The sequence below is a fragment of the Caniella muris genome (genome assembly GCF_943193035.1).
GTDB lineage: Bacteria > Actinomycetota > Coriobacteriia > Coriobacteriales > Atopobiaceae > Granulimonas > Granulimonas faecalis.
The window spans coordinates 455,728-482,013 of sequence record NZ_CALPCK010000001.1; the positions used below are offsets into that span (position 1 = coordinate 455,728).

23 protein-coding genes and 1 tRNA gene are annotated in these 26,286 nt (G+C 70.9%); 3 read left to right on the top strand and 21 right to left on the bottom strand.

Translation table 11 applies throughout. The features are described 5' to 3' along the window. A complete protein-coding gene (locus NFR49_RS01995; RefSeq protein WP_251158009.1) occupies window positions 1-1,665 on the bottom strand; it encodes a DAK2 domain-containing protein in 1,665 nt (554 codons plus the stop codon). 67 nt (window positions 1,666-1,732) lie between these two features. After that, window positions 1,733-2,080, bottom strand: coding sequence for an Asp23/Gls24 family envelope stress response protein (locus NFR49_RS02000; protein WP_251158010.1), 348 nt, complete (start codon window positions 2,078-2,080; stop codon window positions 1,733-1,735). Window positions 2,081-2,273: 193 nt separating this feature from the next. Between NFR49_RS02000 and NFR49_RS02005 the strand changes: the two genes are divergently transcribed. Next, window positions 2,274-2,349 (top strand) — tRNA-Ala (locus tag NFR49_RS02005). Window positions 2,350-2,527: 178 nt separating this feature from the next. Continuing rightward, window positions 2,528-4,264, top strand: coding sequence for a 1-deoxy-D-xylulose-5-phosphate synthase (locus NFR49_RS02010; RefSeq protein ID WP_251158011.1), 1,737 nt, complete (start codon window positions 2,528-2,530; stop codon window positions 4,262-4,264). Window positions 4,265-4,370: 106 nt separating this feature from the next. Here the strand turns inward: NFR49_RS02010 and NFR49_RS02015 are convergent, their stop codons facing one another. The 17 genes from NFR49_RS02015 to rplS form a co-directional block, all read right to left on the bottom strand. Further along, window positions 4,371-6,077 (bottom strand): proline--tRNA ligase, encoded by a 1,707-nt coding sequence (locus tag NFR49_RS02015; protein ID WP_251158912.1) that lies wholly within the window; start codon window positions 6,075-6,077, stop codon window positions 4,371-4,373. A gap of 111 nt (window positions 6,078-6,188) precedes the next feature. Continuing rightward, the gene (gene ispG, locus NFR49_RS02020) at window positions 6,189-7,316 is read right to left on the bottom strand and encodes a flavodoxin-dependent (E)-4-hydroxy-3-methylbut-2-enyl-diphosphate synthase (protein WP_251158012.1); all 1,128 of its coding nucleotides are present in this window, start codon (window positions 7,314-7,316) and stop codon (window positions 6,189-6,191) included. 2 nt (window positions 7,317-7,318) lie between these two features. Next, window positions 7,319-8,704, bottom strand: a complete 1,386-nt coding sequence (locus NFR49_RS02025; protein WP_251158013.1) for a site-2 protease family protein — start codon at window positions 8,702-8,704, stop codon at window positions 7,319-7,321. After that, the gene (dxr, locus tag NFR49_RS02030) at window positions 8,698-9,897 is read right to left on the bottom strand and encodes a 1-deoxy-D-xylulose-5-phosphate reductoisomerase (RefSeq protein ID WP_251158014.1); all 1,200 of its coding nucleotides are present in this window, start codon (window positions 9,895-9,897) and stop codon (window positions 8,698-8,700) included. Before dxr ends, NFR49_RS02025 begins: the two co-directional genes overlap by 7 nt. Continuing rightward, window positions 9,894-10,844 (bottom strand): phosphatidate cytidylyltransferase, encoded by a 951-nt coding sequence (locus tag NFR49_RS02035; protein ID WP_251158015.1) that lies wholly within the window; start codon window positions 10,842-10,844, stop codon window positions 9,894-9,896. Before NFR49_RS02035 ends, dxr begins: the two co-directional genes overlap by 4 nt. Then, a complete protein-coding gene (locus NFR49_RS02040) occupies window positions 10,841-11,626 on the bottom strand; it encodes an isoprenyl transferase (RefSeq protein ID WP_251158016.1) in 786 nt (261 codons plus the stop codon). The genes NFR49_RS02035 and NFR49_RS02040 overlap by 4 nt, the downstream gene beginning before the upstream one ends. Window position 11,627: 1 nt before the next feature. Beyond that, entirely contained in the window at window positions 11,628-12,173 is a 546-nt protein-coding gene (frr, locus tag NFR49_RS02045) for a ribosome recycling factor (RefSeq protein ID WP_135977326.1), read from the bottom strand. Beyond that, on the bottom strand, window positions 12,173-12,901 hold the full coding sequence (gene pyrH / locus NFR49_RS02050; RefSeq protein ID WP_204407360.1) for a UMP kinase: 729 nt from the start codon (window positions 12,899-12,901) through the stop codon (window positions 12,173-12,175). The genes frr and pyrH overlap by 1 nt, the downstream gene beginning before the upstream one ends. Before the next feature lie 112 nt (window positions 12,902-13,013). Continuing rightward, on the bottom strand, window positions 13,014-13,886 hold the full coding sequence (gene tsf / locus NFR49_RS02055) for a translation elongation factor Ts (protein ID WP_251158017.1): 873 nt from the start codon (window positions 13,884-13,886) through the stop codon (window positions 13,014-13,016). 52 nt (window positions 13,887-13,938) lie between these two features. Continuing rightward, a complete protein-coding gene (rpsB, locus tag NFR49_RS02060; protein ID WP_251158018.1) occupies window positions 13,939-14,796 on the bottom strand; it encodes a 30S ribosomal protein S2 in 858 nt (285 codons plus the stop codon). 219 nt (window positions 14,797-15,015) lie between these two features. After that, window positions 15,016-15,924: a tyrosine recombinase XerC gene (locus NFR49_RS02065; protein ID WP_251158019.1), complete on the bottom strand. Its 909-nt coding sequence runs from the start codon at window positions 15,922-15,924 to the stop codon at window positions 15,016-15,018. Next, complete coding sequence (gene trmFO, locus NFR49_RS02070; protein ID WP_251158020.1) at window positions 15,921-17,264, bottom strand: methylenetetrahydrofolate--tRNA-(uracil(54)-C(5))-methyltransferase (FADH(2)-oxidizing) TrmFO; 1,344 nt, start codon at window positions 17,262-17,264, stop codon at window positions 15,921-15,923. The genes NFR49_RS02065 and trmFO overlap by 4 nt, the downstream gene beginning before the upstream one ends. A gap of 67 nt (window positions 17,265-17,331) precedes the next feature. Continuing rightward, the gene (locus NFR49_RS02075) at window positions 17,332-18,219 is read right to left on the bottom strand and encodes a DNA-processing protein DprA (RefSeq protein WP_251158021.1); all 888 of its coding nucleotides are present in this window, start codon (window positions 18,217-18,219) and stop codon (window positions 17,332-17,334) included. 1 nt (window position 18,220) lies between these two features. Next, window positions 18,221-19,726, bottom strand: a complete 1,506-nt coding sequence (locus NFR49_RS02080) for a YifB family Mg chelatase-like AAA ATPase (protein ID WP_251158022.1) — start codon at window positions 19,724-19,726, stop codon at window positions 18,221-18,223. Further along, window positions 19,711-20,229, bottom strand: coding sequence for a YraN family protein (locus NFR49_RS02085; protein WP_251158023.1), 519 nt, complete (start codon window positions 20,227-20,229; stop codon window positions 19,711-19,713). Before NFR49_RS02085 ends, NFR49_RS02080 begins: the two co-directional genes overlap by 16 nt. A gap of 222 nt (window positions 20,230-20,451) precedes the next feature. Beyond that, window positions 20,452-21,207 (bottom strand): ribonuclease HII, encoded by a 756-nt coding sequence (locus NFR49_RS02090; RefSeq protein WP_251158024.1) that lies wholly within the window; start codon window positions 21,205-21,207, stop codon window positions 20,452-20,454. Window positions 21,208-21,282: 75 nt separating this feature from the next. Continuing rightward, complete coding sequence (gene rplS, locus NFR49_RS02095) at window positions 21,283-21,624, bottom strand: 50S ribosomal protein L19 (protein WP_135977318.1); 342 nt, start codon at window positions 21,622-21,624, stop codon at window positions 21,283-21,285. Between the two features lie 334 nt (window positions 21,625-21,958). Here rplS and NFR49_RS02100 point away from each other — a divergent pair, with 334 nt between their 5' ends. Then, entirely contained in the window at window positions 21,959-22,285 is a 327-nt protein-coding gene (locus tag NFR49_RS02100; protein WP_251158025.1) for an XRE family transcriptional regulator, read from the top strand. Window positions 22,286-22,431: 146 nt separating this feature from the next. On the opposite strand, the gene ppdK is transcribed toward NFR49_RS02100, so the two are convergent. After that, window positions 22,432-25,194: a pyruvate, phosphate dikinase gene (ppdK, locus tag NFR49_RS02105; protein ID WP_251158026.1), complete on the bottom strand. Its 2,763-nt coding sequence runs from the start codon at window positions 25,192-25,194 to the stop codon at window positions 22,432-22,434. A 129-nt stretch (window positions 25,195-25,323) separates the two neighbouring features. Continuing rightward, a complete protein-coding gene (locus NFR49_RS02110; protein ID WP_251158027.1) occupies window positions 25,324-26,238 on the bottom strand; it encodes a pyruvate, water dikinase regulatory protein in 915 nt (304 codons plus the stop codon). Window positions 26,239-26,286: the final 48 nt, after the last annotated feature.

Genomic DNA, 26,286 nt, shown 5'->3' on the forward strand with positions numbered 1-26,286 from the left:
CTACTCGATGGAGAAGATCACGGGGTAGAGGGGCTGGCCGCCGCGGTGCGGGTCGACCTCGAGGTCGGGCAGGGCCTCCTCGATGGCGTCGCAGAGGGCCTGGAAGGCCTCGTCGTCGAGCTCGTCGCCGGCGAGGATGGTGAGGGTGTCGCCCTCCTCCTCGGTCTGCATGCGGCGCACGAGGTCGAGGGTGACCTGGTCCACGGACGAGCCCACCACGGTGATGGCGCCGTCCTGGATGCCCATGACGTCGCCCGACCTGATGGGGGATCCGTCGGCGGCCTGGGAGTCGCGCACGGCACGGGTGACCTCGCCGTCGCGGACGTTGGCCACGGCCTCGGTCATGGCCGCCACGTTGTCGGCCAGCGGGACGTCGGTCTCGAGGACGAACAGGGCCGCGAAGGCCTGGGGCACGGTCTTGGTGGGGACCACGGCGACCTCGCAGGTGTCGCAGGCGTTGGCCGCGGCCTCGGCGGCCATGCGGATGTTGCCGTTGTCCGGCAGCACGATGACATGCTCGGCGTTGGCGCGCTCGATGGCGTCGAGGATGTCGGCGGTGGACGGGTTCATGGTCTGGCCGCCCGAGACGACGACGTCCACCCCGAGCGACTCGAGGATCTCCGCCTCGCCGTCGCCGGCCGCCACGGCCACGACGCCGAGCTTCTTCCTGGGGGCGCCGGCGGCCTTCTGGTCGGCGGCGATGGCCGCGGTGCGGTCGTGGGCCTCGAGGTCCATGTTGTGGATGAAGACCTCGAAGATCTGGCCGTGGCCGAGCATGTGGTGCAGCACGCGGTCGGGCTCGTTGGTGTGCACATGGATCTTGTAGTCGGGGTTGGAGCCCACGAGGAGCTCGCAGTCGCCCATGGTGGCCAGGAAGTCGAGGGCGGCCTTCTGGTCGAAGTCCGCGCTGTCGGCGTGGAAGAGGAACTCGGTGCAGTAGCGGTACTCCGAGCCCTCCCAGTCGTCGTTGAGCTCGATGTGCACGCTGGCGGCCACGGAGCGCTTGGCGTCGGAGCTGTCCACAGTGGTGCGGAAGTCCACGGAGGAGTCGGTGCCGAGGCAGGCGTTCACGAAGGCCTCGAAGAACACCGCGAAGCCGAAGGCGCCGGAGTCGACGACGCCGTTCTCCTTGAGGACGGGAAGAAGGTCGGGGGTGCGCGCCACGGACTCGTAGGCCTCGGACACGAGCTCCTTGAGGGCCTCCTCCACGGACATGGCGCGGTCGTGGGCCAGCTCGTCGGCGCGCTCCGAGAGGTCGGAGACGACGGTGAGGATGGTCCCCTCGACGGGCTTGCGGACCGCCTGGAACGCGACCTTGCGGCCGTGGCGCCATGCGGCGGCGAGGTCGGTGACGGTGACGGGGTCGCCCTTGGCGTCGACGAGGCCCTCGGCCACGCCGCGCAGGATCTGGCTGGTGATGACGCCGGAGTTGCCGCGGGCGCCCATGAGCGAGCCGTGCGTGATGGCCTTGGCGACGGCCTCCATGGGGGCGTTGGCCGGGAGGGCCTCGACCTCCTTCACCACGGTCTTGAGCGTGAGGCTCATGTTGGTTCCGGTGTCGCCGTCGGGGACGGGGAAGACGTTGAGCTTGTTGATCTCGTCCGCCCTGTCGGCGACCGCCTGGGCGGCGACGGGGAAGCAGTGGCGTATGACGTTCGCAATCATTCTGTGGTAACTCCGGTCTGTCTCTCCGGGGCCGTGCCCCGTTCCTGCCGTCTGGTGCCTGCGGTGCCTAGCGCACCCTCATGTCCTCGATGACCACGTGGACCTCCGCGCCCTCGATCTGGGCGACCTGCCCGAGCATGAACCTGACGCTGCTCTCGAGGTTCTGGCTCACGGAGCGCATGTTGACGCCGGCGTCCACCACCACGTGGAGCGTGACGGAGACCGTGTCGCCGTCCATGTCGACGTCGATGCCTTTGGACATCTGGCTCATGGAGAGCAGGGTCTGGAGGTTCTGCTGGTCGTCGGTGTAGGCCATGCCCACCACGCCGTAGCACATCATCGCGGCGTAGCCCGCGAGGTCGGCGATGACGTCGTTGGAGACCTGGAGCGTGCCGGGAACCGCTGCGTCAGCCATGTGGTACTCCCATCAGTTAGTGTGCGACAGGGGTCCCTGGGCCCCTAACTCGGTCTGAACGACTATACCCCACGCCCCCGCCGGCCCCGGCCACCCCCCAGTCTCTGCACATCTTCGGTGTGGTTTGATGGAGAGGAGATGGTCCGTTGCACTCGCGCCGCCCTCTGCTATAGTTGTCGACGCACCAACCCACGGGGATATAGCTCAGCTGGGAGAGCGCATGACTGGCAGTCATGAGGTCAGGGGTTCGATCCCCCTTATCTCCACCACACGCAACAGGGCGGCGGCCTCGGTCGCCGCCCTTTTTCATGGCCCGACGACCGTTGGGCACCCTTTGTCGACCGGGGCGCCCCGCGCAGAGCGGCCCCGCCCCTGCGGTGGTTAAGCTGTAGGGCACGGGTATCTACTGGAGCGTAGCCACCGACCGAGCGAAGGAACCCCGAACCCATGTATCTCGAGACCATCGACTCCCCCCGCGACCTCAAGGGCATGGGCGTTGCCGAGCTCGAGGCCCTGGCGGCCGAGGTGCGGGACGCCCTCATGGCGCGAGCGCGGACCCACGGCGGCCACCTCGGCCCCAACCTGGGCGTCGTCGAGCTCACCGTGGCGCTCCACCGGGTCTTCGACTCCCCCACCGACACCATCGTGTTCGACGTCTCCCACCAGACCTACGCCCACAAGATGCTCACGGGCCGCAAGGAGGCCTTCCTCGACCCGGCCCACTACGACGACGTCTCGGGCTTCTCCAGCCCCTCCGAGTCGGAGCACGACCCCTTCGTCCTGGGCCACACCTCCACGTCCGTGGGCCTGGCGGCCGGCATCTCGCGCGGTCGGGCCATGGCCGGAACGGAGGGCCACGTGGTCGCGGTCATCGGCGACGGCTCCCTCTCGGGCGGCGAGGCCTTCGAGGGCCTCGACGTCGCCGGGGAGCTCTGCGACGACCTCGTGGTCGTCGTGAACGACAACGCCATGTCCATCGCCGAGAACCACGGCTCGCTCTACGAGGAGCTCCGCAGGCTCCGCGAGGCGGGCGGCGACGTCGAGCGCAACTTCTTCACGGACCTGGGCTTCTCCTACCGATACGTCGAGGACGGCAACTCCGTCGCCCCGCTCGTCTCGGCCCTCGAGGCGGCGCGGGACGCGTCGGGCCCCCAGGTCGTGCACGTCCACACCGAGAAGGGCCACGGCTACGGGCCCGCGGTGGACGACCCCGAGACCTTCCACAACGTGGGCCCCCTCGAGGGGGGCGCCCACGGGGCCGCGCCCCTCGCCTGGAGCGACGTGACGACGGGGTACCTCAACCGCCGCATGGCGGCAGACCCGTCCACCATGACGGTGGTGGCGGCCACGCCCACGGGCCTCGGCTTCACCCCCGCCATGCGTACCGCGGCGGGGCGCCAGTTCGTCGACGTCGGCATCGCCGAGGCCACGGCGCTCACCTTCTCCGTCGGCCTCGCCTCGGCCGGCATGCGCCCCGTGGTGTGCCTCTACTCCACGTTCCTGGGGCGCGCCTACGACCAGGTGGTCCAGGAGCTCGGCGTCAACCGCGCCCACGCCGTGCTCATGGTCGACCGCGGGTCCGTCTACTCCATGACCGACGCCACGCACCTGGGGCTCGGCGACATCGCCATGCTCGGCGCCATCCCCCACGTCACCTACCTGGCGCCGGCCACGGTCCCCGAGTTCGAGGCCATGATGGACTGGGCCCTCGACACGTGCGACGGCCCCGTGGCCGTGAAGGTGCCGGGCGGCGCCCCCATGGAGAACGCGCTCCCCGACGTCGTCCGCGGCTCCCGCGTGGCGATCGTGGGCGCCGGCACGTTCTACCCCTGCGCCCTCGAGGCCGCGCGCATCGTGCGCGAGCGGTCCGGCATCGAGCCCACCGTACTGAACCCCCGCGTGGTCTCCGACGTCGACCCCGAGCTCGCGGCGTTCCTCGCCGAGGGCCATGACGCGGTGATCACGCTGGAGGACGGCTTCGCCGACGGCGGGTTCGGACAGAAGGTCGCCGCCGCCCTCGCCCCGCTGGGCGTCGCCGTGGTCGTGAGGGGCTTCCCCAAGGACGTCCCCGACCGCTACGACCCCGACACCCTCGTGGAGCAGGCGCGCATGACGCCGGAGCTCGTGGCCGAGGACGCCCTGGCCGCCCTCGGGGCCGCCGCGGAGCGCCGGGCGGCCCGTTAGGCGCAGCCGGGCGACTTGTCTATGAATGGGAGGGGGCGCCCCGACCGGCTTGAAGACCGGTCGGGGCGCCCCCTCCCCCATGGAGGCCCGTCGGATGGTCCCGCGCCTAGCGCCTGCGGGCGATGACCTCGGAGCCCACCTCGGCGACGACCTCGTCGATGGCCACCTCGCGGCGCTCGCCGGTGGCGCGGTCCTTGACCTCGCACATGCCCTTGGCCACGGCCTTCTTGCCGAGGATCACCTGGTAGGGCAGGCCGAGGAGGTCGGCGTCGTTGAACTTCACGCCCGGGCGCTCCTTGCGGTCGTCGAGCAGCACCTGGACGCCGGCCTCCACGAGCTGGTCCGCCACCTGCTGGGCGGCGGGCCACACGAGGTCGTCCGCGGTGTCGAGGGCGATGACCTCGACCTCGAACGGCGCCACCGAGACCGGCCACACGATGCCGGAGTCGTCGTGGCACTGCTCGACCACGGCGGCGAGCGTGCGCGTCACGCCGATGCCGTAGCACCCCATCTGGAAGTACCGCTCCTTGCCGTCCCTGTCGAGGAACGTGGCCCCCATGGACCGGGAGTACTTGTCACCGAGCTGGAAGATCTGGCCCATCTCGATGCCGCGGGCCGCCGCGAGCGGCTTGCCGCACACGGGGCAGGCGTCCGACGCCTTGGCGCTGGCGAGGTCCTCCCAGGCGTCCGGCTCGAAGTCGCGGCCTGGGCGGGCGCCCAGGTAGTGGCTCTCGGGGCGGTTGGCGCCCACGAGCCAGCTGAGGGAGCCGCGCAGGGAGACGTCGCAGACGCAGGAGACGCCCTCGGGGAGCCCCACGGGGCCGATGCAGCCCTTGAACAGGCCAAAGGACTCGAGCTCCTCATCGCTCATGAGGTGGTAGCCGCCGAAGGCGTGGGACGCCTTGACCTCGTTGAGCTCGTGGTCGCCCGGGACGATGCACACCACGGGCCTCCCCTCGCCGTCCACGAGGGCCACGGCCTTGCGGCAGGCGGCCTCGGGGACGTCGAAGAGCCCGGCGAGCTCGGCGATGGTGTGGACGCCGGGCGTCTCCACGCACTCGAGCTCGTGGTCGTGGGTCTCGGGGCCGTCCTCGACGGAGATGACCACCGTGGCGGCCTCCTCGTCGGCGGCGTAGCCGCAGTCGGGGCAGTAGACGAGCGCCGCCTCCCCGGCCTCGGCGAGGGCCATGAACTCGATGGAGGTGGAGCCGCCGATCTGGCCGGAGTCGGCGGCCACCGGGAGGGCCTTGATGCCGCAGCGGTCGCAGACGCCGGAGTAGGCGTCGTACATCGTGTCGAAGGAGCGCTGCATGCCCTCGGCGTCGGCGTCAAAGGAGTAGCCGTCCTTCATGATGAACTCGCGGCCGCGCATGAGGCCGAAGCGCGGGCGCAGCTCGTCGCGGTACTTCTGCTGGATCTGGTAGAGGTTGACCGGCAGCTGCTTGTAGGAGCGGAGCTCGCCGCGCACGAGGTCGGTCATGGTCTCCTCGTGGGTGGGGCCGAGCACGAAGTCGCGGTCGTGGCGGTCGGAGAGGCGCATGAGCTCGGGGCCGTAGGCGTCGTAGCGGCCGGACTCCTCCCAGAGCTCCGCCGGGGTGAGGATGGGCAGGAGGACCTCCTGGGCCCCGTGGGTGTCCATCTCGTCGCGGATGATGTCCTCGATCTTCTCGAGGGAGCGCCAGGCGAGCGGCAGGTACGAGTAGAGCCCGGCGGCGGTCTTGCGGATCATGCCGGCCCTCAGCAGGAGGCGGTGGCTCGCGAGGTCCGCGTCGGCCGGGTCCTCCTTCAGAGTGGGTGCGTACAGCGAGCTCATGGTCTGGAACGTCTTCACGGTTTAGGCTCCTCCGGTCTGGTACGTGGTCGTGCGCCCGGTGATGTGGGGCTCCCCCGCCCCGGGCGCGGGGACGGGCGGCCCGTGCGGCCCCTACGGGCGCGGGCCGTCGCCGTAGCGGCGGTCGATCTCCTCCATGAGGGCGTCGACGAGGCGTTCCTCCGGGACGGACCCCAACGACTCGCCGCCGGCGATGAGGAGGCCCTGGCCGTCGCCGCCGGCGATGCCGATGTCGGCGGCACGGGCCTCGCCGGGCCCGTTGACCACGCAGCCCATGACGGCCACGGTGATGGGCGCCTCCACGCCCCGCAGCCGCTCCTCCACCTGCGACGCGAGGCCCATGAGGTCGATGCGGCAGCGCCCGCACGTGGGGCACGAGACGATCTCGGGGCCGCGGCGGCGCAGGCCCACCGACTGCAGGATGTTCCAGGCGACGCGCACCTCCTCCTCCGGCGGCGCCGTGATGGAGACGCGCACGGTGTCGCCGATGCCCTCGGAGAGAAGCACCCCCAGGGCCACGGAGTTCTTGACCGTGGCGGGCCCGAGGCCGCCCGCCTCGGTGACACCGAGGTGCAGCGGCACGGCGGGGATGCGGGCCGAGAGCTCCCGGTTGGTGCGGATGGTGGAGGGCACCGAGTGCGTCTTGGCCGAGAGCACGATGTCGGAGAAGCCGCGGTCCTTGAAGTGCCGCACGAACGACAGGGCGCTCTCCACGAGCTTCTCGGGCTGCGTGAGGTCCTCGCGGGCATCCACGGCAGGGTCTAGGGAGCCGGCGTTCACGCCGATGCGGATGGGGATGCCGGCCTCGCCCGCGGCGTCGATCACGGCGTCCACCTTGGCCCACGACCCGATGTTGCCGGGGTTGATCCGCAGGGCCGACGCCCCCCGGGCGCACGCCCCGAGGGCGAGACGGTGGTCGAAGTGGATGTCGGCCACCACGGGCAGCGGGCTCTCGGCGCAGACCTCGCCGAAACCGTCGAGGGCGTCGGCCGACGGGACGGCGACGCGGACTATCTCGCAGCCCTCCTCGGCGAGGGCCGCGACCTGGGCGAGGGTAGCGGCGGGGTCCTGGGTCGGGGTGCAGGTCATGGACTGGACGGCCACGGGGGTGCCGCCGCCCACGGCCACCGGGCCCACGTGGACCTGGCGGGTGAGGGTGCGGGGAAGGGGATCCGGGGCGCCGTCGCCCAGGAGCCCGGCCTCGCGCCGAAGGTCTTCCATGGTCAGCCTCCCAAGACGAAGCGGACGATGTCCTGCCGGAGCAGGACGAAGAACAGGAGCATGAAGAGGGCTATACCCACCATGGAGACTCCCTGCTGCACGCGCATGGAGACGGGGCGCCGGCGCACGGCCTGGATGGCCTCGATCACAATCTTGCCGCCGTCCAGGGGCGGTATGGGCAGCAGGTTCATGAAGGCCAGGCTCAGGGACACCGCGGCCGCGAGCAGGGCGAACGACGCCATCCCCTGGCTCGCCGCCTCGCTGGCCATGACCGAGATGCCGACGACGGAGCTGGAGCTCTCGATGACCTCGCCGATGTGGGCGGGCTGAAGCAGCCTGAGGATGAACGAGGCGGTCGCCCCCACGTAGGAGAGGGCGTAGGAGAGAGCATCGCCGATACCGAGGCGCACGTTCTCCACCGTCCCCTGGATGCCGAGGGTCTCGGCGGGACCGTCGAGGGCCACGCCCACGTCCACGGGCCTGCCGTCGCGCCTCACCGTGACCGTGAAGTCGGTGCCCTCGGAGAGGGCCTCCCGGACGGCCTCGACGGTCCCCTGCCAGGTGGAGACGGGGGTCCCGTCCACCGACACGAACTCGTCGCCGGCCTCGATGCCGGCCTGCTGGGCGAGGGACCCCTCGGTCACCGAGCCCGCCACGGGGGCGTCGCCCACCACGGGGACGCCCGCGAGGGTGAGCACAGCCACGACGAGCAGGATCCCGCAGACGAGGTTCACGGCCACGCCGCTCACGAGGACGAAGGTGCGGCCCCAGAACCCGTGGGCGAGGTAGGTGTGGGAGCGCTCGGCGGCGAGGAAGGCCTCCGGGCCCTCCCCGAGGCCGTGGGGCTCTCCCTGGGCCGTGGTGCCGGGCAGCGAGAAGTCGTGCCCGCGGTCGTACTTGGTGAGGAGCGACGGGTCGCGCTCCAGGGTCTCGAAGGACGAGGGCCACGTGGAGTCCGTGGGCCTCTCGCCGAGGTCCGGGTCGTAGTACGGGGCCACGGAGCCCCAGTCGGCGAGCGTGGCCAGCGCCTCGACGGCCTCTTCGGCCGTGCACCCGGCGTCGGCGGCCACCTGGTCCACCGTGGCGCGGCCGTGGGCCGCCACCGAGGCGAGGGCGCCGGCGAGATACGGGCTCGACGCGCCGTCCATGCCGCAGACCATGGTGTAGCCGCCCAGCAGCAGGGGCGTGGCGCCGTACACGGTGCCGTAGCGGCGCGACTCCCATGCGAGGCGGAACCGGCAGGGCATGCCGAGGAAGAACTCGCGCACGCGGATGCCGAGGACGCGGGCCGCGAGGAAATGGCCGCCCTCGTGGACGAAGACGAGGACCGAGAGGAGCACGAGGCCCCAGAGGACGGCGGAGACCGCCCCGCCGAGCCCGGCTAGCACGACAGCCTCGAGACCGCCTGGGCCGCCTGGGCGCGGGCGCGGGCGTCCACCTCGGCCACCTGGGCGAGCGACTCCACCGGATCGGGCACGGTGGCGTCCATGACCGCGGAGACCACCTCTGCGATGGCGAGGAAGCCCAGGCGCCCGTCGCGGAAGGCCTGGTTGGCCACCTCGTTGGCGGCGTTCATGGCGCAGGGCAGCGTACCGCCGACCCGCCCCGCTTGGAGGGCCAGGGCCAGGCAGCGGAACGTCTCCGTGTCGGGGGCGCCGAAGGTGAGCTCCCCCGCCGTCCGCCAGTCCACGGGCTCGCAGGGCGCGTCCCAACGGTGCGGGTAGCTGAAGGCGTACTGGATGGGGATCCGCATGTCGGAGGGGCCGAGCTGCGCGACGGTGGAGCCGTCCGCGAACTCCACCATGGAGTGGACCTTGCTCTGGGGGTGCACGAGGACCTCAACGGCGTCCACAGGGACGTCGAAGAGGTGATGGGCCTCGATGACCTCGAGGCCCTTGTTCATGAGGGTCGCGGAGTCCACGGTGATCTTGGGGCCCATGGCCCAGGTGGGGTGGCCGAGCGCCTCCTCAGGGGTCACCGACGCGAGGCTCTCGCGGGTGCGCCCGAGGAACGGGCCGCCGGAGCACGTGAGCCAGATGCGCCGGAGCTCGCGCTCGCGGCCACCCACCAGGCACTGGTAGATGGCCGAGTGCTCGGAGTCCACCGGTATGAGGCGGCCGGGCTGTGCCATGGGCATGAGGAGGTCGCCGGCGGCCACGAGGGCCTCCTTGTTGGCGCAGGCGAGCACCTTGCGCGCGGCCAGGGCGGCGTGGGCGGCGTGGATACCGGCCTCCCCCACCACGGCCACGAGGACGCAGTCCACGTCGTCGCGGGAGGCGAGCTCCATGACCCCCTCGTCGCCGAGGAGCAGGCCGCAGCCGGCCGGCAGGCCGTCGAGGACGCCGTCGGCACCGTGGGCGCGGTCGGCCACGGCCACGGCCGAGGGGTGGAACTCCCTGGCCAGGGCCACGAGCTCCGCGGTGCTCCCGTACACGGAGAGCGCCGTCACCTCCACGCGGTCGGGGTGCTGCCTTGCGACGTCGAGGGCCTGGCGGCCGATGGAGCCCGTGCAGCCCAGGACGGCCACACGCAGGGGCGTGGGCCGGGGCGACGAGGGCGCGCGGTCCTCGAAGATGTTCATAGGAGTCCTCCAAGCCTGAGGATGAAGAAGGCTGTCATGGAGCCGAAGAGGATGGAGTCGGTGCGGTCGAGCATGCCGCCGTGGCCCGGCAGGAAGTTGCCGGAGTCCTTGACGCCCGCGGCGCGCTTGAGGCGCGACTCGAAGAGGTCGCCGATGACGCCCACGGCGCCCACGCAGACGCCGCCGAGCAGCGCGAGGGGCAGCGTGACGCAGGGCAGCCCCACGACCCACATGATCAGCCATACGAAGACGGAGCCGACCATGCCGCCGGCGAAGCCCTCCCAGGTCTTGTGGGGGCTGATCTTGGGCACCATCTTGTGCCGCCCGAAGCGCTGGCCCACGAAGTACGCCGCGGCGTCGCTCATCCAGATGGACGCGATCACGCCGAAGGTGAGCAGGGCCGCCACGGGCATCGGCTGGCTCGGGACGTCCATGACGCGGACGTACATGACCGAGCTCAGCAGGAACCCCGTGTAGACCGGGCCGAACACCGTGATGGCGGCGTCGCTGATGGAGGCGCGGGCGGTCCAGACGAACCACACCCCGCAGGAGAGGACCAGAAGCGAGAAGACGGCCATGAGGGCCACGTCGGGCAGGAGGGGGCACACGACGAAGGCCACGGCCGCAGTGAGCCCGATGAACTCGTTGGGCATGCGCCCGAGCATGCGGGCGATGCGGAAGAACTCCGAGCAGCAGAGCCAGGCCATGGCGCAGAAGAGCACGGCGCAGGGCAACGGCCCCCAGAAGATGCACACGAGCACGGTGACGCTGTAAAAGAGGCCCGAGAGCGTGCGCGTGAGCAGCTTCTCGGTGCCGGAACGCACCCGGGAGCTGCGGGTCCCGCCCTCGAGGCGGAGCTCCTCGCGCTCGTCGCGCTTCCTCTCGTACCTGTCCATGGGCCTCTCGAGCCCCTGGGGGCCGCGGTTGTGTTTGGAGTCGTCGCTCACCCTTGGACCACTCCCCCGAACCGGCGCTCGCGCCCCTGGAACGACGCGACGGCGCGCAGGAGCTCCCAGCGGTCAAAGTCCGGCCAGAGCACGGGGGTCACGTAGAACTCGGCGTAGGCGAGCTGCCAGAGGAGGAAGTTGGAGAGCCTGAGCTCGCCCGAGGTGCGGATGAGGAGCTCGGGGTCGGGCAGCCCGGCCGTGTAGAGCCGCTCCGCCACGGCAGACTCGTCCACCGAGCCGGGGTCCATCCTACCGGCAGCGACGTCGGCCGCCAGGAGCCGGCAGGCCCGGGCGATCTCGGCCCGGGAGCCGTAGTTCACGGCGAGGGCGAGCACCATGCCGGTATGGGACGCCGTCTTGGCGAGGCCCTCCTCGAAGACCTCGCGGGTCTCCCGAGGCAGGGCCTCGAGGTCGCCGAGGAAGACGAGGCGCACGTTCTCCTGGACGAAGAGCGGCAGCTCGTTCACCAGCGTGGTGGCGAACAGGTGCATGAGCATGTCCACCTCGCGCTGCGGGCGCTTCCAGTTCTCCGTGGAGAAGGCGTAGGCGGACAGCACGTCGATCCCCAGGCGCACGCACGTGGTGATGGTCTCGCGGAGGGAGTCCACGCCGGCCATGTGGCCGTAGGGGCGCTCCATGCCGCGGGCCTCGGCCCAGCGGCCGTTGCCGTCCATGATGATGGAGATGTGGGACGGCAGGCGCGCCATGTCGACGTCGGCGAGGGAGACGTCACCGGGACCGTCGGCGAAATGGCGCGCCAGCGCCTCAGCGTCGTACCGCAACCTAGATCTCCATTACCTCGGCCTCTTTGGCCTTCAGCGCCTCGTCGATCTTCTTGATGTAGGAGTCGGTGAGCTTCTGGACCTCGGCCTGCTCGCGACGGACGTCGTCCTCGGAGTTCTCCTCCTCGCGCTCGATCTTGCCGTTGGCGTCGCGGCGGACGTTGCGCACGGCCACGCGGGCCTCCTCGGCGTAGCCCTTGCAGTCCTTGACGAGCTCGCGGCGACGCTCCTCGGTGGGGGCCGGGAAGGGCAGGCGGATGGAGGAGCCGTCGTTGGACGGGTTGATGCCGAGGTCGGAGTTGCGGATGGCCTTCTCGATGGCGTTGAGCACCGACTTGTCCCAGGGCTCGACGAGCAGCATGGTGGCCTCGGGGACCTTCACACCGGCGAGCTGGGTGACCGGGGTCTCCACGCCGTAATAGTCGACCTTGATGGCGTCGAGCACGTGGGGGTTGGCGCGGCCGGTGCGGACCTTGGAGAAGTTGGCCTTGAGGGTGTCGAGGCACTTCTCCATCTTGCTCTTTGCGTTGTTGATGGTATCGCTCATCAGAGGGTCTCCTCTTCCACGACGGTGGTTCCCACCGACTCTCCCTTAAGGGCCTTCTCGAACACGTCGTCCTCGGAGATGTCGAAGACGATGATGGGCATGTGGTTGTCCTGGCTCAGGGCCGTGGCGGTGGCGTCCATGACCTTGAGGCCCTGCGCGAGGACGTCGCGGTAGCTGATGGTGTCGTAGCGCTTGGCGTCCTCGTGCCTCATCGGGTCCTTGTCGTAGATGCCGTCGACCTTGGTGGCCTTCATGAGGCAGTCGGCGTCGATCTCGCAGGCGCGGAGGGCCGCCGCGGTGTCGGTGGTGAAGTAGGGGTTGCCCGTGCCGGCGGCGAAGATGACGACGCGGCCCTTCTCCAGGTGGCGGATGGCGCGGCGGCGGATGTAGGTCTCGGCCACCTCGTGCATCTCGATGGCGCTCATGACCCTGGTCATCATGCCGGCCTTCTCGAAGGCGTCCTGGAGCGCGAGGGCGTTCATGACCGTGGCGAGCATGCCCATGTAGTCGGCCTGGGCGCGGTCCATGCCCGCGGCGGCGCCGGCCATGCCGCGGAAGATGTTGCCGCCGCCGACGACGATGCCCACCTCGATGCCGTCGTCATGGATGGTCTTGATGGACTCGGCGAGGTGCTCGAGCATCTTGGGGTCCATGCCGTACTCGCCGTCGCCCATGAGGGCCTCTCCGGAGAGCTTGAGCAGAATACGGCGGTACTTGTAGTCTTCCACGCTTGTCCCGTCTCGAGTGATGGCCCGTGCCGCATCATCATAGCCCATGGACAGGGGCGGGGCCGGCTCGCACCGTCCCCGCCCCTGTCAGAGAGCCGGATTTACCGTCGGTCTACTCGCCGAAGGAGAAGCGGTCGAAGGCGACGATGGAGATGCTGTCGTCGCACTCCTTGGAGACCTTCTCGCCGAGGGAGCGGATGGTCTGGTCGGAGTCCTTGATGAAGACCTGCTCGGTGAGCACGTTCTCCTTGTAGAACTTGTTGAGGCGACCCTCGGCCATGCGCTCCTGGATGGCCTCGGGCTTGCCGGACTCGGCGGCCTGGGCCTTGTAGATCGCGACCTCGTGCTCGACGGTCTCGGCCGGGACGTCCTCGATGCGGGCGGCCACGGGCTGGGCGGCGGCCACCTGCATGGCGACGTCGTGGGCGTAGGCCTTGAAGGCGTCGTTCTCGGCGGTGGCGGGCTTGGAGAAGGCGAACTCCACGAGCACGCCGAGCTTGCCGCCGTGGACGTAGCTGGAGAGGGCGCCGTCCTCGACGGAGCGCACGACGAAGCGGGCGATCTTCATGTTCTCGCCCATGGTGTGGATGAGCTCGGTGAGCGCGGAGTCCACGGTGTCTGCGCCCTCGAAGGGCAGGGCCTTGAGCGCCTCGACGTCGGCCGGGGCGTTGTCGGCGACGACCTCGGCGAGCTTGGTGGCGAAGCCGGTGAACTTGGGGTTGGTGCCCACGAAGTCGGTCTCGCAGGAGACCTCCACGAGGGCGCCCTTGTGGCCGTCGGCGGTGACGAAGGCGCCCACGGTGCCCTCGTTGGTGTCGCGGCCGGCCTTCTTGACGGCCTTGGCGATGCCCATGGTGCGGAGGACGTCGACGGCCTTCTCGAGGTCGCCCTCGGCCTCGACGAGGGCCTTCTTGCACTCCATCATGGGCGAGTCGGTCATCTCGCGGAGCTGCTTGACCATCTGGGCGGTGATCTTGGTGGCCATGGAACCTCTTCTCATTGGCTGGGCGCCGGCTGCGCCGGCGCGGACGGGTGGGTTAGCGGGGGAGCTTGTCGTCGGTCTCGGCGGTGGTCACCGACTCGACGGTCTGGCCGTCCACGGAGACGGGGGCCTTGGCGTCGGAGACCTCGGGCTGCACGTCGAGGATCTGGTTCTCCACGGCGTCGGTGACGGCGGGGGTACCGGCCATCTCCTCGGCAGAGATCTGCTCGCGGCCGTTGCCGGCGAGCACCGCGTCGGCGATGAGCTCGCACATGAGGGAGACGGAGCGGATGGCGTCGTCGTTGGCGGGGATGCCGTAGTCCACGACGTCGGGGTCGGAGTTGGTGTCGAGGAGGGCGACCACGGGGATCTTCAGGCGACGGGCCTCGCGGATGGCGATCTCCTCGCGCTTGGTGTCGACCACGAAGAGCGCCTGGGGCAGGGCCTTCATCTCACGGACGCCGCCGAGGTTCTTGGTGAGCTTCTCGAGCTCCTTGGTGAGCACGGACTGCTCCTTCTTGGGGAGGAGCGCCATGCGGCCGTCCTCCTGCATGGCCTCGAGCTCGGTCATGCGCTCGATGCGGGAGCGCATGGTCACGAAGTTCGTGAGCACGCCGCCCAGCCAGCGGTTGTTGATGTAGGGCATGCCGCAGCGCTCGGCCTGGGCGGCCACGGGCTCCTGGGCCTGCTTCTTGGTGCCCACGAAGAGCACGGTGCCGCCCTTGGCGGCGAGGTTCTTGAGGAAGGTGTAGGCCTTGTCGGCGTCGACGATGGTCTGCTTGAGGTCGAGGATGTAGATGCCGTTGCGCTCGCCGAAGATGTAGGGCTTCATCTTGGGGTTCCAGCGGCGGGTCTGGTGGCCGTAGTGGCAGCCGGCGTCGAGCAGGGTCTTGATGTTGATCTTGACAGCCATGGTTCTCCTTCGGTTGTTCCTCCGCGTGACGTCGTCCCCGGCCAGCCACCCGGACCCTGGCTTGTAGGTCCGGGCACCGCGGCTGCCGAGTGGCCACGCGTGTGTCTTCTCCTGTGCTTTTGCACAGCAAGAACACAGTATAGGCGCGGAGGCCCCCCGGCGCCACCCCCAGTTCAGGACCGGCCCTTCTCTACCGGGACCCCACAAAAGCGCCGCGGCTCACCGCCCGGACCGGGGGTGGGCCTGGAGCGAGGCCTCCTTGAGGCGGTCCACCGACAGGTGCGTGTAGACCTGGGTGGTGGAGATGGAGGCGTGCCCGAGGAGCTCCTGGACGCTCCTGAGGTCGGCGCCGCCCGAGAGCAGCTCGGTGGCGAAGGTGTGCCGCATGGCGTGGGGCGTCACGGAGGAGGGCAGGCCGGCGAGGGCGGCGAGGCGCTCGAAGCGCACGCGCAGGGCGTCGGCCCCCATGGGGTTGCCGCGGCTGGAGAGGAACAGGGCGTCGGAGGCGCGCGCCGCCCTCGCGGCGAGGGCGGGCCGGCCGTCGCGGAGGTAGGCCCCCACGGCGCGGCAGGCGGCCGGGTAGAGCGGGACGAGCCGCTCCTTGGAGCCCTTGCCGAAGAGCCTGACGCCCCCGGCCCCGAGGTCGACGTCGCCCACCGAGAGGTGCGCCACCTCGGCGATGCGCGCGCCCGACGCGTACATGAGCTCGGCCTGCGCGCGGTCCCTGAGACCCTCGGGGGTCGAGGTGTCCGCGGCGGCGATGAGGGCGGAGGCCTGGTCGTCGTCGAGCACCTCGGGGAGGGGGCGCCCGGTCCTGGGCGACGACGCGGCCGCGGCCACGTTGCCCTCGACGACGCCCTCCCTCCCGAGCCAGTCGTAGAAGGTCCGGAGCGCCGAGAGCCGCCTCGAGACCGTGCGCCCCGCGTAGCGGGCCCGTCGGAGCTCCCCGAGGTAGGCGCGGACGTCCGAGGGGCCGAGCGCCGCCGGGTCGGTGCCCGTGCGGTCGCACCACGAGAGGAAGCCCTCGAGGTCGCAGCGGTAGGAGCGCACCGTGTTGGGCGAGAGGTTCCTCACCGTGGCGAGGAAGTGCAGGAAGTCCCCCAGCCTCCCCTCCCAGCCCGCGCTCACGGCCGCGCCGCCCCGGGGAACAGGTCGGGGCGCCCGGCGACCCAGGCGTCGAGGTCCGCCCGCGCCCGAGCGGCGTAGGCGGCGTAGCGCTCGCGCTTCTTGCGCCGTGGCCCATCGAGGGGCGGCACGAGGCCGAAGTTCACGTGCATGGGCTGGTAGTCGACCGTGGCCGGGTCCGTGGCGTAGGCCACGAGCGAGCCGAGGGCGCCCGTGCGGGGCAGGTCGACGGGCGGGGCCCCCGCGAGGTCGGCGTAGGTGTTGAGGGCCGCCAGGAGCCCCGACGCCATGGCCTCCACGTAGCCCTCGGTCCCGCAGATCTGGCCGGCGAAGCGCACCCGGGTGCCGGGTACGCGGAAGGTGCGGTCCAGGGCCCGGGGCGCGTCGATGAAGGTGTTGCGGTGCATGACGCCGTAGCGGAAGAACTCGGCGTTCTCGAGCCCCGGCACCATGGAGAAGACGCGGCGTTGCTCGGGCCAGGCGAGGTTCGTCTGGAAGCCCACGAGGTTGTAGGCGCTCCGCTCGGCGTTCTCGGCGCGCAGCTGAAGGGCCGCCCAGGGACGCGAGCCCGTGCGCGGGTCCACGAGGCCCACGGGCTTCATGGCACCGTAGCGCAGCGAGTCCACGCCGGTGCGGGCCACCTCCTCGGCCGGCTGGCAGGCCCGGAAGAGGTCGCGTTGCTCGAAGTCCTTCTGCACGACACGCCTCGCACCCACGAGGGCCTCCACGAAGGCCTCGTACTCCCCGCGGTCCAGGGGGCAGTTGAGGTAGTCGCCCTCCCCCTCCGCACCGTAGCGCGACTGCGTGAAGACCACGGACCGGTCGATGGTGGCGGCGTCGACGATGGGGGCCGCCGCGTCGAAGAACGAGAGCGACCCCGGGGTCCCGTGGGCCTCCAGGAGGTCGGAGACCGCGGAGAAGAGCGCGTCGGAGCAGAGCGGCCCCGCGGCCACCACCACGGGGCCGTCGGGGATGGACGCCGCCTCCTCGCGGACGAGCTCGACGAGCGGCTCGGACCCCACGGCCTCGGTGACCGAGCGGGAGAAGGCGGCCCTGTCCACGGCCAGGGCGCCGCCGGCGGGCACGGCGCACGCCTCCGCCAGGGGCAGGAGGCGCGAGCCCAGGGTGTGGAGCTCGCCCTTGAGGATGCCCGCGGCGCTCTCGGGGTTCGTCGACTTGAGGGAGTTGGAGCACACGAGCTCGGCGAGGCCGTCGGTGTGGTGCGCCGGGGCGTCCCCGCCGGGGCGCTGCTCCACGAGGCGGACCGGGACGCCGCGGGCCGCCAGGGCCAGGGCGCACTCGCTGCCCGCCAGACCGCCGCCGATCACGGTGACCTTCTCCACGTGTCCCCCTCCCCGGGCGCTCCGCCCTCCCGTTCCGCCGTCGTCCAAGCATACCCCGTACCGCCCCTCAGACCTCGTCGAGAAGCGCCGCCTCCGTGGGGCTGTAGCGGCCGTCCGGCAGCCTGCGGACGAGCCCCTCCGCCTCGTAGTCGGCGAGGAGCCGCATGACCTCGAGCACTCCCTTCCCGAGGGCCGCCGCCAGGTCGTCCGGCCGCATGGCCTGGCCCACGAGGGCCGAGTAGAGCCTGCCCCGGTCCTTGGCCGTGCGCACACGCGGGCTCCTCAGGACCCCGTAGTCCATGGAGATGGACATCTCCAGCGACTCCTCGTCCACGATCATGGTGGCGCCCTGGGAGATGAGCAGGTTGGTGCCCCTCGACGACGGCGAGAACATGGAGCCCGGCGCGGCGTAGACCGTGCGCCCGAGCTCCACGGCGGCGTCGGCCGTGGAGAAGGTGCCGGAGGGCAGCCCGGCCTCGGTCACCACGAGCACGGGCGAGAGGGCGGCGATGAGACGGTTCCTCCTGGGGAAGGCCCACCGGCTCGGCCCGGTCCCCCAGGGGGCGAGGGCGACGACCGCCCCACCCTGGGCGATCGCCCCCTGGAAGACGTCGCGGCTGCTCGCGGGGTACACGATGTCGGCCCCGGTGCCGGCACACACCACGGTGCGGCCGCCCGCCGCGAGCGCCGCCCGCGCCGCGGCGGCGTCCACCCCCATGGCCCCGCCGGACACCACCGTGAGCCCGGCCTCGGCGGCCACGCGGCCCGCCAGCGAGGCCACGGCCAGGCCGTAGGGCGTCCCGCGCCGGGCCCCCACCACCGATATGCAGGGCGTCGAGAGCACGGAGGGGTCGCCGCGGCCGTAGATGCGGTCGATGCCGGACCCCTCCCCCACCAGGGACGGCCACAGGTCGTCCCCGGGGACGAGCTCGAACCCCTCCGCCATGTCTGCCATGTCAGGCCACCTCCCTCTGACGCCAGAGCGAGGCCTCGGCGACGTGCCGCGCCGTGACCGCCCGGCTCTCCTCGATGTCGGCCACGGTGCGCGCCACCCGTGCGATCCGCGTGACGGCGCGGCCGCCGAGCGACGCGGTGCGGGCGAGGAGGTCGAGGCGCCCGGACGCCGCCTCGTCGAGCCCGAGGGACGACACGGGGCCGTCGCCCACGCCCTGGGAGCGGCGCCAGGAGGCGAACTCCCGGGCCGCCAGGACCTGGTCGCGCATCTCGGCCGACCCCATGCCCTCCTCGCCGCGGATGATGGAGCCCGGCCGCGGCCTCGCGACGTCGCACACGATGTCGATGCGGTCCATGAGGGGGCCGCCCACCCGGGCCTGGTAGCGCTGCACCTGGGCCGCCGAGCACGTGCACTCCCGGCCGCGGTCCCCCAGGTGCCCGCAGGGGCACGGGTTGGCCGCGGCCACGAGCTGGAAGTCGGCCGGGAACCGGTAGGTGCCGTCGGCCCGCACGAGCACCACGCGCTTGTCCTCCAGCGGCTGCCGCAGGGTCTGGAGCACGTTGCCGGCGAACTCCGGGAGCTCGTCGAGGAAGAGCACGCCGCAGTGGGCGAGCGACACCTCGCCCGGCCCCACCGGGCGGCCCCCGCCCACGAGCCCGGCGCACGACACCGTGTGGTGCGGCGCGCGGAACGGTCGCTCGCCGGCGAGGATGCCGGAGGCGTCGAGGCCCGCCGCCGAGTGGATCACGGCCGCCTCGATGAGCTCCTCCCCCTCCAGGGGCGGCAGGACGGTGGCCATGCGCCGGGCGACCATGGTCTTGCCGGTCCCCGGCGGCCCCACCATGAGCATGCCGTGGCCACCGGCCGCCGCCACGACACAGGCCCTCTTCACCGCCTCCTGGTCCACCACGTCGGAGAAGTCGACGGCCTCCTGGGGCCCCGGGCGCACGGCGTCGGGTACCGGGGCCCCGGCCGCCGCCTCGGCGAGGGCGCCCATGCCCTGCTTGAGCCGGGAGAGGCACGGGACGGGCACCGGCGGGGCGCCGATGGGCGCCCGGGCCGCCTCCCCCGGGGCCCCGGCGAGGACGAGGCCCTGCTCGGCGGCGAGCTTCTGGAACGCGATGGTCCCCGGCACCGGGGAGACCTCCCCGGTGAGCCCGAGCTCCCCCACGAGGAGATAGCCGTCGAGCCCCTCCCTCGGCACCTGGGAGGCCGCGGCCAGGATGGCGGCCGCTATGGGCAGGTCGAGCCCGGTCCCGGCCTTGCGGACGTCCGCCGGGGCGAGGTTCACCGTCACGCTCATGCGCGGGAGAGAGAACCCGCTCGCCCGGAAGGCGCACCGCACGCGGCTCCGGGCCTCGAGCACCGCCTTGTCGGCCATGCCGATGATGTTGATGCCGGGGATGCCGCCCGCGAGGTCCACCTCCACGTCCACGGGCACGGCCTCGGCGCCGCGGAGCACCGCCGTGTGGACCGACGCCCCGTGGCGGCTCACTGGCCGTCCCATGCGAAGGCCCCCACCAGGTGGCGGAGGCGGGCCATCCGCTCCTGGACGATGTTGATGGCGATCACGTCGAAGCGCACGGAGTCCACCTCCGGGTGCTCCGAGAGGTAGTAGAGGGCTATCCTCCGGTACCTCGCGCGCTTGCGCCGGTCGACGGCGAGCTCGGGCATTGGCTCCTCGGGGGCGTCGATGGCCAGGCGGCACTTCACCTCCACGAGCACCACGCACCCGCGCTCCTCGGCGGCCACGATGTCCGCCTCGCCGCCCGGACACACCCAGTTGAGGTCGCGGATCTCGAGCCCGCGACGCACGAGGTAGACCTGGGCGAGGTGCTCTCCCTCGGCCCCGAGCTCGCGCTCCGTGTACTCCCGCACGGACTTCTGGGGGCGCGGGTAGGCGTCCCAGGGCGGCACCGACGTGTCGGCGGCCATGCCCTGGTCCACGACCACCGCCTCTTCGGCCCCCGACGCCCCCGTGACCTCCATGACACCCCTGACGTCCTCCATGGCTTCCTCCTCGTGTCTGGGACCCGCTGGACGGGCACCATGGTGGAAGGCGGCCCCGACCGGTTTCCGACCGGCACCCGACGGCCGCCCGACACGGCCCCGACCGCCGACGGTCGGAAACCGGGGGACACGGGAAAGGCCCCCGGCAACGGCGGGGGCCTTCATCAAGGTTCGATTCTCCTGCGGAGGACGGGGCAACGGGCGCCCCGGGGCCCTCGCCGCTCAGTCCACAAAACGGCCACAGAACGAGGCCCGGTGCTCGGGGGTCAGCCCCAGGGAGCGGATGGCGGCGATGTGGGACGCCGAGCCGTACCCCTTGTTGGACGCGAACCCGTACCCCGGGTACACGGCGTCGAGCTCCACCATCCGCCGGTCGCGGGCCACCTTGGCCACGATGGAGGCGCAGGCGATGGACGCCACCCTGCCGTCGCCGCCCACGAGGCAGCGCTCCCGGGGGTGCGCGTGGACGGGGTTGCCGTCGATGAGCACGGCGTCGGGCTCCACGCCGCAGGCGGAGACCGCCTCCCCCATGGCGCGGCGCAGGCAAGCGGACATGCCGTGGGCGTCGATGTCCGAAGGCGGCACCCAGACGAGGGACACGGCCGTCGCGACCTCGCGGATACGGGCGTCGAGGCGCTCCCTCGCGGCCGGCGAGAGCCGCTTGGAGTCGTCGATGCCCCACACCATGGGCTCCGGCGGGAGCACCACGGCCCCCACGACGAGGGGGCCGGCCAGGGGCCCGCGCCCCACCTCGTCCACCCCCACGGCCAGGCCGCCCCCGGCGAGCCCGTCCATGGTGCGGTAGAGCCCCGCCACGCGCTCGCGGTCGGCCCGCTCCCGCTCGAGGCGGCGTCGGGCCCGGGCGACGGCGGAGGCCACCGTGGCGCGGGGGTCGTCGGAGCAGGCCTCGATGAGCGCCTCGAGCCCCTCCAGGGGGGCCTCCCTGAGCGCCCGGGCGACGGCGGAGGCGGGTTCCATGGCACGCTCCCTTCTGGTGCGCACAAAAAACGCGCCCGCTCGGGGCGGGCGCGTTCGGGTGCGGGTGTCTGCGGCCTAGCGCTTCTCGCGGATGCGGGCGGCCTTGCCCACGCGGTCGCGCAGGTAGTAGAGCTTGGCGCGGTGAACGTCGCCGTGACGGACGACCTCGAGCTTGGCGATCTTGGGGCTGTAGAGCGGGAACGTGCGCTCGACGCCCACGCCGAAGGAGATCTTGCGGACGGTGAAGGTCTCGCGGGCGCCCTCGCCGGACATGCGGATGACGTCGCCCTGGAAGACCTGGACGCGCTCGCGGTCGCCCTCCTTGATGCGGTAGTGCACCTTCACGTTGTCGCCCGGGATGACCGTGGGGATATCCTCGCGGATCTGCTGGCGCTCGATGGCACGAATGTAATCCATGGTTCCTCTTCCTAGAGGTGCCGCCGCGCTGCGGCCGACACATAGCTTTGCACACGAACGAATATGGTAGCGGTGGAGTCAATCCCGCACAAGGGACGGCCGTCGATTCACGGGAGGTCCAAAGAAGCGGCCCCACTGTCCCTCTGTGGGAAAAGAAAAGAAATGGGAAGATTCAGCCACTAGCTGATGAATAGGACTCGCAACTTGTGCATCATCATATATAACATCCGGTGAAGGGAAACGTGGGGTCGCCATGGGAACCGAACACTTGACCAAGCTCGCTGGCATCTCTCTCGAGAAGGCTCTCGCAAGACCCTTCTCGCAGGAGACCCTGGTGTCTTGGTTCAAGTCCACGCTGGAGTCCCGCCGGTGCACCCGCATCGAGGCCATCAGGGCGTCGAAGCTCAACTCGACCTTCGGCTACCAGATCATCGCCGGGTCGCGCCACGCCTCGCGCGACAAGCTGCTGCAGCTGGCGTTCGGGCTCGAGCTCTCCCCCGAGGAGGCCAGCCACATGCTCGTCTTGGGCGGCCACGCCCCGCTCATGGCCGACAACCGGCGCGACACGGTGATCGCCTGGTGCCTCGCCAACGGGCGCGGGCTCGAGGAGACCGACGACATCCTCTGGAACCACGGCGAGAGCACGGTGGCCGACCGCTGAACGTCGCGCCCCGGGACGTCGGCACCTCCCGCAGGCACCCGCACCGGCCGCGTCCTCGTTCTCAAACCGCCTGCCATGGACAAGGCGGCCGCCCCGGTCTTCCGGGGCGGCCGCCTTTCAGCTACCGATACGGGAGCGGGAGGGGCCTACTTGTCGACGTGGCCCATCTTGCCGGCAGCGGCGATCTTGGCCTGGGCCGCCGTGAGGCGCGCGATGGGCACGCGGTACGGCGAGCAGGAAACGTAGTCGAGGCCGAGGTCGTAGTACATGACGATGGAGTCGGGGTCGCCGCCGGTCTCGCCGCAGACGCCGCAGACGAGGCCGGGGTTGGCCTCGCGGCCGCCCTCGACGCCCATGCCCACGAGCTTGGCGACACCCGCGTCGAGCGTCTCGAAGGGGTTGGTGCGCAGAAGCTTCTTGCGCAGGTAGGTGGGGATGAAGGCGCTCTCGACGTCGTCACGGGAGAAGCCGAAGGCGGTCTGGGTGAGGTCGTTGGTGCCGAAGGAGAAGAAGTCGGCGTACTTGCCGATCTCGTCGGCGGTGACAGCGGCGCGGGGCAGCTCGATCATGGTGCCCACGGGGATGTCGAGGTCGCAGCCGAACTTCTTCTCGACCTCGGCGATGACCTGCTCCACCTGGGCGCGCACGATCGCGAGCTCCTCGGCGGTGGAGACGAGCGGGATCATGATCTCGGGCTCGGGGTCGAGGCCGCGGGCCTTGAGCTCGGCGGTGGCGGTGGCGATGGCACGCACCTGGAGCTCGTTGAGCTCAGGGTACATGATGCCGAGGCGGCAGCCGCGGAGGCCGAGCATGGGGTTGGCCTCGGCCATGGCGTCGATGCGGGCGAGCAGGGCGCTCTTCTCGGCGATGAGGGCCGGGTCGGCGCCGGTGGCCTCCATCTTGGCGATCTCGACGGCGAGCTCGCGGGGGCTGTCGAGGAACTCGTGCAGCGGCGGGTCGAGCAGGCGGATGATCATCGGGTGGCCGCTCATGGTCTCGAGCATCTGGAGGAAGTCGCCCTCCTGGGCCTCGGTGAGGTCCTTGACCGCGCGGTCCTTGACGTCCTTGTCCTCGGAGAGGATGTAGTCCTGGATGATGCGCTTGCGGTCGCCGAGGAACATGTGCTCGGTGCGGCAGAGGCCGATGCCCTGGGCGCCGAACTCGAGGGACAGCTTGGCGTCCTCGGGGTTGTCGGCGTTGGCGCGCACGCCCATGACGCGGCCGAGGGACTCGTCGTCGCGGATCTCGTCGGCCCACTGGAGGATGGTGTCGAGGTCGCCGGCGAGCTCGGGCTTCACGAGCTCCACGGCGCCGAGGACCACGCGGCCGGTGGTGCCGTCGATGGTGATGACGTCGCCCTCGTGGAGCACCACGTCGGTGCCGCTGACCTTGGCCTCCTTGTTGGCGGCGTCGATCTTCAGGGCCTCCACGCCGCAGACGCAGGGGGCGCCCATGCCGCGGGCGATGACGGCGGCATGGGAGGTCTTGCCACCGTGCGAGGTCAGGATGCCCTCGGCGGCGACCATGCCCTTGAGGTCGTCGGGGTTGGTCTCCCAGCGCACGAGGATGCAGGGGCGGCCCTGCTCGGCGAAGTCGACGGCGTCGGCGCTGGAGAAGACCACCTCGCCCACGGCGGCGCCGGGGCTGGCGTTGAGGCCGGTGGCCAGGACGTCCAGGTTGGCGTTGGGGTCGATCTGGGGGTGCAAGAGCTGGTCGAGCTGCTGGGGGTTGACGCGGCAGACGGCCTGCTCCTTGGTGATGTGGCCCTCGCGCTCCATGTCGATGGCGATGTGGAGGGCGGCCAGGGCGGTGCGCTTGCCCACGCGGGTCTGGAGCATCCAGAGCTTGCCGTTCTCGATGGTGAACTCGATGTCCATCATGTCGTGGTAGTGGTTCTCGAGGAGCTCGAAGATGTCCTCGAGCTGGGCGCCCGCCTCCTCGAGGCCCTCCATCTCCTTGAGCTCGGCGATGGGCTGGGTGTTGCGGATGCCGGCCACGACGTCCTCGCCCTGGGCGTTGACCAGGAAGTCGCCGTAGTACTCGCGGGTGCCGTCGGCGGGGTTGCGGGTGAAAGCGACGCCGGTGGCGGAGTCGTTGCCCTTGTTGCCGTAGGCCATGATCTGGACGTTGACGGCGGTGCCGAGGTCGTCGGGGATCTTGTTCTGCTGGCGGTAGAGGATGGCGCGCTCGTTCATCCAGGAGCCGAAGACGGCCTCGATGGCGAGCTTCAGCTGCAGGTAGGGATCCTGCGGGAAGGTGGCGACGCCGTCCACCACGATCTCGGGGTGGGCCTGGGTGTCGACGTTGTCGGAGAAGATCCTCTTGAACTGGGCCACGAGCTCCTTGAGGTCGTCGGCCGTGAGGTCGGTGTCGTTCTTGACGCCCTTGGCGAGCTTGCGCTGGGTGATGGCGTTCTCGAAGAGGTCGGCGTCGACGCCCATGACCACGTTGGAGAACATCTGGATGAAGCGGCGGTAGGAGTCCCAGCCGAAGCGCGGGTTCTCGGTCTGGGCGATGATGCCCTCCACGGACTCGTCGTTGAGGCCGAGGTTGAGGACGGTGTCCATCATGCCGGGCATGGAGAACGGCGCGCCGGAGCGCACGGAGACGAGCAGCGGGTCGGCCGGGTCGCCCAGGCGCTTGCCCATGCGCTCCTCGAGGTCGGCGCGGGCGGCGTCGATCTCGTCGAGGACGCCCTCGGGCCAGGTGTTGTCGTTGCCGGAATAGGCGACGCAGGTCTGGCAGGTGATGGAGAAGCCGGGGGGCACGGGCAGGCCGATCTTGGCCATCTCGGCCAGGTTGGCGCCCTTGCCGCCGACCACGTAGTTCATCGAGGAGTCGGCCTCGGTGATGTCGTTGCCGGAGGCGTCGATGCCCCAGCGGTACACATGCTTGTTCGGGTCAGCCATAAATCTCCCTTTTGCTTGCGGCGCACGGGATGCGCCTCTCTCGCGCCCCGAAGGGCGCCTCGTGCCGATACATATATCAGTATCCAACCAAAACCGGCGAAGGTTGTCCACCGGTGAATGGCCAAGGACCTACTCGGAGCCCTGGGCCTCCCGCTCCCGGGCGGCGTACTCGGCGCGGATGCGCTTGAGCTCCTCGATCTGGGCGATGATCTCGTTGGCGGTCTCCTCGACGGCCTTCCCGCTGGTGTTGATGATCATGCAGCCCAGGTGGCGCATGAGCTTGCGGGCCTCGGCCTGCTCGGCCACCACCTCGGCGGGGTCGGCGTAGGAGGCGGCGTAGTCGGACGCCCCGTCCTTGGACAGGCGGCGCGTGCGGATGGAGACGAGGGTGTCGGTGGTGGACATGAGCCCGAAGATGCGGGCCGGGTCCACCTCCTCGAGCTCGATGGGGGGCTCGACGCCGAGGGCCAGGGGCACGTTGCCCACCTTGTATCCCATGAACGCGAGGTACATGGACAGGGGCGTCTTGGAGGTGCGGGAGACGCCGATGAGCACGATGTCGGCCTTGGGCAGGTCCTGCGGGTTGCGCCCGTCGTCGTGCTCGACGAAGAACTCCATGGCGTCGATGCGGCGGAAGTACCGGTCGTCGGCCTCGTGGTTGATGCCGGGGATGCCCACGGGCTCCTTGCCGGTGAGCGACGAGAGGATGGCGATGCCCGGGCCGAGCAGGTCGACCGACGGAATCTCGCGCTCGTCGAGCTCGCGGCGCACCTCGCGACGGAGGTCGGGGTCGACGATGGTGTGGAACACGGCACTGGGATGCTCCGCGCTCTCCGGGTCGAGGGAGTCGAAGTACTCCCTCACCTGCCTGAGCGCCTGGAGCTTGGGAAGGCGTCGGATACGCACCGAGCCGAGGGGAAACTGCGCCGCGGCCGCGGTGACCACGCTCGACGCCGTCTCCCCCAGGGAGTCGGAGATGACGTGGATGACCGCGCAGTCGGGCGCGTAGTCGATGGCCTCCCCTTCGAAACTGTACTTAGCCAAGGGACCTCCTTGCGAGGGGTCTGTCGTTGACGGGCCTTGGCAATTTTA

Coding starts and splice junctions, on each gene's coding strand:
- NFR49_RS02090 (WP_251158024.1), bottom strand. CDS start 21,207: ATGGAACCCGCCTCCGCCGTCGCCCGGGCGCTCAGGGAGGCCCCCCTG.
- ispG (WP_251158012.1), bottom strand. CDS start 7,316: ATGGAAGACCTTCGGCGCGAGGCCGGGCTCCTGGGCGACGGCGCCCCG.
- ppdK (WP_251158026.1), bottom strand. CDS start 25,194: ATGGCTGACCCGAACAAGCATGTGTACCGCTGGGGCATCGACGCCTCC.
- NFR49_RS02080 (WP_251158022.1), bottom strand. CDS start 19,726: ATGGGACGGCCAGTGAGCCGCCACGGGGCGTCGGTCCACACGGCGGTG.
- NFR49_RS02010 (WP_251158011.1), top strand. CDS start 2,528: ATGTATCTCGAGACCATCGACTCCCCCCGCGACCTCAAGGGCATGGGC.
- NFR49_RS02015 (WP_251158912.1), bottom strand. CDS start 6,077: ATGAGCTCGCTGTACGCACCCACTCTGAAGGAGGACCCGGCCGACGCG.
- NFR49_RS02085 (WP_251158023.1), bottom strand. CDS start 20,229: ATGGAGGACGTCAGGGGTGTCATGGAGGTCACGGGGGCGTCGGGGGCC.
- tsf (WP_251158017.1), bottom strand. CDS start 13,886: ATGGCCACCAAGATCACCGCCCAGATGGTCAAGCAGCTCCGCGAGATG.
- frr (WP_135977326.1), bottom strand. CDS start 12,173: ATGAGCGATACCATCAACAACGCAAAGAGCAAGATGGAGAAGTGCCTC.
- NFR49_RS02075 (WP_251158021.1), bottom strand. CDS start 18,219: ATGGCAGACATGGCGGAGGGGTTCGAGCTCGTCCCCGGGGACGACCTG.
- dxr (WP_251158014.1), bottom strand. CDS start 9,897: ATGAACATCTTCGAGGACCGCGCGCCCTCGTCGCCCCGGCCCACGCCC.
- rpsB (WP_251158018.1), bottom strand. CDS start 14,796: ATGGCTGTCAAGATCAACATCAAGACCCTGCTCGACGCCGGCTGCCAC.
- NFR49_RS01995 (WP_251158009.1), bottom strand. CDS start 1,665: ATGATTGCGAACGTCATACGCCACTGCTTCCCCGTCGCCGCCCAGGCG.
- rplS (WP_135977318.1), bottom strand. CDS start 21,624: ATGGATTACATTCGTGCCATCGAGCGCCAGCAGATCCGCGAGGATATC.
- NFR49_RS02000 (WP_251158010.1), bottom strand. CDS start 2,080: ATGGCTGACGCAGCGGTTCCCGGCACGCTCCAGGTCTCCAACGACGTC.